The 4074-nt window shown below is 72.0% G+C and carries 5 protein-coding genes; 2 read left to right on the top strand and 3 right to left on the bottom strand.

Features of this window, described 5'->3' with window-relative positions; translation table 11 throughout:
• Window positions 1-187: 187 nt before the first annotated feature.
• Window positions 188-718, top strand: a complete 531-nt coding sequence (locus G6021_RS00385; protein WP_182616726.1) for a hypothetical protein — start codon at window positions 188-190, stop codon at window positions 716-718.
• Between the two features lie 9 nt (window positions 719-727).
• Here the strand turns inward: G6021_RS00385 and G6021_RS00380 are convergent, their stop codons facing one another.
• The 3 genes from G6021_RS00380 to nadA all read right to left on the bottom strand — a co-directional run bounded on the left by G6021_RS00380 (window position 728) and on the right by nadA (window position 3302).
• The gene (locus G6021_RS00380; RefSeq protein WP_182616728.1) at window positions 728-1252 is read right to left on the bottom strand and encodes a hypothetical protein; all 525 of its coding nucleotides are present in this window, start codon (window positions 1250-1252) and stop codon (window positions 728-730) included.
• A gap of 65 nt (window positions 1253-1317) precedes the next feature.
• Window positions 1318-2139 carry a carboxylating nicotinate-nucleotide diphosphorylase gene (gene nadC / locus G6021_RS00375; protein ID WP_182610795.1) on the bottom strand — a complete coding sequence of 274 codons (822 nt, stop codon included), beginning with the start codon at window positions 2137-2139 and terminating at the stop codon, window positions 1318-1320.
• 77 nt (window positions 2140-2216) lie between these two features.
• Window positions 2217-3302, bottom strand: a complete 1086-nt coding sequence (gene nadA, locus G6021_RS00370) for a quinolinate synthase NadA (RefSeq protein ID WP_187700272.1) — start codon at window positions 3300-3302, stop codon at window positions 2217-2219.
• A 72-nt stretch (window positions 3303-3374) separates the two neighbouring features.
• Between nadA and G6021_RS00365 the strand changes: the two genes are divergently transcribed.
• The coding region (locus G6021_RS00365; protein ID WP_182640451.1) for an NUDIX domain-containing protein at window positions 3375-4074 on the top strand (700 nt) is incomplete at its 3' end.

Here is a 4074-nt window from a genome sequence, read left to right as displayed (position 1 = left end):
CCACGGCCGGGCCGGTGAGCGGCTCGCGGTGCGGGTCGGGCCCACCGGCTTCCTCGCCCGGGAGCTGCTGTCGGAGGTCCCCCGAGTCATGGCCGAGCTCTCGTCCTAGCGGCGCGTCCGTCAGAGCACACCGGGCGCGCCCGCGCGACCGGCTGCATCCCGGCGCCGGGACTGGCAGGCTCGGGTCATGAGTTCGACTGACAAGATCCGTTCCGAGAAGATCCGTTCCGCCATCGACGCCGCCACCGACCCCGGGCCCGACGCGCTGGAACGCGCCCGCATGATCGTCGTGGACAAGCTCGGGGAGTGGGACAGTCTGGGGGTGGACGAGATCGTCGAATCGGTCTGCGAGGCCTACGAGGCCCCTTCGGGCGAGCCGCTGAGACTGGGCGACGTGGACCCCTCCGACCCCGATACGGACACCCCCGCGATGCGACACCTGCGGTACGCCCGGGCGGCCCGCACCGCGATCATCGATCTCGAGCGGGAGGGGGCGATCGTCGCGGTGGACGAGCATCCCGGCGACGCCGAGGCGGTCGACCTGACCGACGACCGGACCGGGGACGGCACCGCCGACGACGACCTCCACGACGACGACGAGGTCACCGCCGTCAAGGAGACCACGGGCCCGGCCGGCCGTGAGTCCGGTGCCGACGAGTTGGTCCTCAGCACCGGCCCGCGACCGCGGGGCCGGCGGTTCGCACTGGCCGCTCGCTGAGGGCCCTGCTCAGAGCGAGGTCGTGGTCTCCGGGTGGTCGGTCTCCCGGAGGGACTTCTGCGCGCCACCGGAGAGTGTGGACTCGCCGAGCCTGGCCTCGCGGTAACGGTCGGCCTGCGCCTGGGTGATCGCCTCGCGGGCGCCGTCCTTGGCGTAGCAGACCGGCAGCCACGCGCCCTGGGAGTCCAGGCGTGCCACTATCCGCTGCCGCAGGCGGAACGGCTGGATGGAGTCCGACCAGGCGACCAGCAGGTCCAGATCGGCCCCGCGGGCGTCCGGGAGCGAGTCGGTGGCGCAGAAGTGCTGGACGCTACGCCAGACGGCGAACTGCGCCCCGGTGACGGAGAGCGGGTCCACGGTGGCCGCCCTGGGCGAGCGCGCCGAGCGGCTCCGGGCGGGCTTGCCGGGGGCGGGCCGTGGAGGCGGCGGTGAGGTGTTCTCCCCGGACTCCACGCGTCGGCGCGCCTCCGCCATCCGCTGCTGTCGGCGTTCCGCCGGAGTGCTCTTCTCGCTCGTGTCCCAGAAGCCCGTCATGTCATCAAACTTTACGCGGGTTCCGGCGACCCACACCTCACCCGAACGGCCGGGTGCGGTGGACCTCACATATCCAGGCCGAGGTCGAGGACCGCGACCGAGTGGGTGAGCCCGCCGACGGCGAGGAAGTCGACACCACAGCGCGCGTAGTCGGCGGCGACGTCCAGACCGAGGCCGCCACTGGACTCCAACCGGGTACGGGGTGAGATCGCGTTCCGACGCTGCACGGCCATCTGCGTCTGCCAGACGGGGAAGTTGTCCAGCAGGACCAGGTCCACGCCTGCGTCGAGCATCTGGTCGAGCTGCTCCAGGGAGTCCACCTCGACCTCGCAGGGCAGGTCCGGGAACCGCTCGCGCACGGCGGCCAGCGCCGGAACCACCCCACCGGCGGCCACCACGTGGTTGTCCTTGACCAGGACGGCATCCCCGAGGCCGAGTCGGTGGTTGACCCCGCCGCCGCAGCGGACGGCGTACTTCTGCAGCAGGCGCATGCCGGGCATGGTCTTGCGGGTGTCGCGCACGGCGCAGCCGGTGCCACTGAGCTCGTCGGCCCATGCCCGGGTCGCGGTGGCCACCCCCGAGAGATGGCACACGAGGTTGAGCAGTGTCCGCTCGGCGGTGAGCAGCCCGCGCGTCGGTGCGGTGATCTCGGCCACCACGTCGCCGGCCGAGACGCGGTCACCGTCCCCCGCGCTGAGCGTGACCGAGTAGTCGTCGCCGAGCACCTCGGTCAGGACCATCCCGATCAGCGGCAACCCGGCCACCACCCCGTCGGATCGGGTCGCGAGTCGTGCGGTGGCACGGGAGTCCGCGGGCACGGTGGCCAGCGAGGTGGCGTCCGGGCCGTAACGCAGGTCCTCCTCGAGGGCGCGCCTGATCGCGATCAGGGCGTCGGCACGGGTGTCGGGGTCGAAGAGCTCGTCGTCGTCTCCCCCGGATACCGGCGAACCCACGCCCGCGCCGGTCACTCCCCGGATCCCGGGTTGCCGATGGCGATCATCCGCTCGACGGACCCGCGCGCGGCCTCGGCCGTGGCGGGATCGACGTGCACTTCGTCGGCGCCCTCGACGAGCGCGCGCAGCAGCGCGGCCGGGGTGATCATCTTCATGTAGGGGCAGCTGGCCTGGTCGTTGACCGGGAGGAAGTCGATCTCCGGAGCCGCCTTGCGCAGCTGGTGGATCATCCCGATCTCGGTGGCCACCAGGACCTCGCGGGCACCCGAGGAGCGGGCGGCGTCGACCATCCCGCCGGTGGACAGGATCTTGACCTGATCAGCCGGCACGGCACCCTCGGTGGCGAGGTGCAGCGCGCTCGTGGCGCAGCCGCACTCGGGGTGGACGAACAGCTCGGCGCCCGGGTGGGCCTGCGACTTGGCGGTGAGCTGGTCACCGTTGATCGCGGCGTGGACGTGGCACTCGCCCGCCCACACGAGCACGTTGTCGCGGCCGGTCTTGCGCCGGACGTGCGCGCCGAGGAACTGGTCGGGAAGGAACAGCACCTCGCGGTCCGGGTCGATCGACTCGACCACCTCGACCGCGTTGGAGCTGGTGCAGCAGATGTCCGTGAGGGCCTTCACCGCGGCGGTGGTGTTGACGTAGGAGACCACCACGGCATCGGGGTGCTCGGACTTCCACTCCGCCAACTGCTCGGCGGTGATGGAGTCGGCCAGCGAACAGCCCGCCGCCTCGTCGGGGATGAGGACGGTCTTGTCCGGCGAGAGGATCTTGGCGGTCTCCGCCATGAAGTGGACGCCGCAGAAGATGATGGTCGACTGCTCGGCCTCCGCGGCGATGCGCGACAGGGCCAGGGAGTCCCCCACGTGGTGGGCGATGTCCTGGATGGCGGGGACCTCGTAGTTGTGGGCGAGGATCACCGCGTCACGCTCGCCGGCGAGGCGGCGGATCTCGGCGGCCCACTCCGCGTCGGGTTCGACGCCCGTGTACACCGCGCCGTCGTGGCGGATCCTCGTGGCGAGCGGCGAGTCGAGCCGTCCGACGGTGGTGTCGGGCCGTGGCGCGACCGTGGTGCCGTGTCCTGTGGCAGTGCTCATCGCTGCCCCCTCCCGGGTCGGTTCTGTGGGCCGATACGCCACCGGCCCTGTTTTCGACTTACAATCGAAAACATGATGCAGTGTAACACCGGTCACGAAGTGCTCGTCGTGGTGACCCAGGTGCGACCGGCGCCCGGTGCCACCGCGCCCACGCTCCACGTGATGCTCTGGCGGCACTCCCTCGGGCCCGCCGCCGGCCGGTGGGCGCTGCCCGGCGGTGAGGTCCGGGACGACGAGGACCTGCCCGCCTCCGCCACCCGGCAGCTCGCCGAGAAGGTCGACGTGCAATCGCTCAGCCACCTGGAATCCGTGGCGGAGTTCTCCGACCCGGGGCGCATACCCGGCCGACGCGTGTTCGCCTCCGGGTTCCTCGGCGTCCTCCCCAGCGACGCCGACCCGGCCATCCCCGACGACACGGCCTGGTTCCGGGTCGACCAGCTGCCCGACACCGTCTACGACCACGCGGAGATCGTCGCCCGCGCCCGCGCCCGCCTCGCGGCCAAGCTCTCCTACTCGACCCTGGGGTTCGCCCTGGCGCCCGTGGAGTTCACGATGTCGTATCTCGCGCAGCTCTACGGCGCCGCCCTGGGCCACCCTGTGGATCCGACCAACCTGCAGAGGGTCCTCACCAGGCGGGGCGAGCTCGTGCGGTGCGGGCGCAGCGCGCCACCGGGGCCCTCGGGGGGTCGGCCCGCCGCGCTCTACCGCTTCTCCGAGCGCAGATTGCGGATAACCGACCAGTTCGCGACCCTCCGGCCGCCTGTCGACGCCG

Origin of the sequence: Dietzia sp. CW19 (assembly GCF_014145265.1) — a bacterium.
GTDB lineage: Bacteria > Actinomycetota > Actinomycetes > Mycobacteriales > Mycobacteriaceae > Dietzia > Dietzia natronolimnaea.
This window is presented reverse-complemented; position numbering and strand designations above follow the sequence as displayed.